The organism is Neisseria sp. P0021.S007, assembly GCF_051956855.1.
In genome coordinates this window covers 1-1,120 of the sequence record NZ_JBQCXA010000127.1, presented here as the reverse complement: position 1 = coordinate 1,120, position 1,120 = coordinate 1, and the positions used below count along the sequence as shown (strand labels likewise).

The 1,120-nt window shown below is 50.6% G+C and carries 1 protein-coding gene; it reads right to left on the bottom strand.

Annotated features, from left to right (window positions below; all coding sequences use genetic code 11):
• A partial coding sequence (locus ACTHUR_RS11650) for a peptidoglycan D,D-transpeptidase FtsI family protein (RefSeq protein WP_440398677.1) occupies positions 1-1,120 on the bottom strand: 1,120 nt, incomplete at both ends.

Genomic DNA, 1,120 nt, shown 5'->3' with positions numbered 1-1,120 from the left:
GGCTACCGCCCATGACTTGTTTGAAGACCGGACCTGCCACTACACCGCCGTAGTAACCGTTTGCAGTCGGTTCGTCGATGGTTACCGCTACAATTACACGGGGATTTTTAGCAGGGGCAAAACCGATGAAAGTGGCGACGTGTTTGTTATCAACGTAACGTCCGTTGACCAACTTACGTGCCGTACCGGTTTTCGCACCGACGTCGAAACCATCTACCGCACCGGCAGTACCTGTACCACCTGGCTCGGTTACAGAAACCATCAAATCACGAACTTCACGCGCAGTCAAAGCTTTAATGACACGTTTGCCTTTTGGCGCAACCGCCTGTTTCTCAAAGCTGACCGGCAACAATTCGCCGTCATGTGTCAACATGGTATAAGCACGCGCCAACTGCAGCAGGCTCAATTGCAAACCGTAACCGAAAGACATGGTTGCCTGTTCAATCGGCTGCCATCTGCGCCAGCTTCTCAAAAGACCGGCTGTCTCACCTGGGAAACCGGAGTGCATCCGCACGCCAACACCCAAATCATGATAAAAATCATACATTTCTTTAGGAGTGAATTTTGCAGACAGTTTGCTGGTACCGACGTTGGAAGATTTTTGCATGATGCCGCGCACATCCAAAGTAGGATACACATGGGTATCGCGAACAGTAGCAGGTCCGATTTTGTAAGGCATGGTGTTAAAACGATCAGCCAAACCGACTTTGCCGGAATCCAATGCTTTTGCAATCGTAAACGGCTTCATGGCGGAACCCGGCTCGATCATATCGGTAACGGCACGGTTGCGGCGCTGTTCGCTATCTGCGCTGCCCGGTTGGTTCGGATCATAAGCAGGGCTATTGACCAGAGCCAAGATTTCGCCGGTTTGTGCATCCAATACCACAACGGTACCTGCTTTGGCTTTGTGATAAGCCACTGCTTTATTCAGCTCATCATAGGCAAGTGTTTGAATACGTTGATCCAAAGACAAAACCATGTCCTGCCCGTTTTTCGGATCGCTGTTGCGCGGAGAATCCAAACTATCGACGATATTACCTTTATTGTCGCGCAAAACCACTTTCGCACCGTCCGCACCATGCAGACTGTCTTCACGCGACAATTCCAAGCCTTCCTGTCC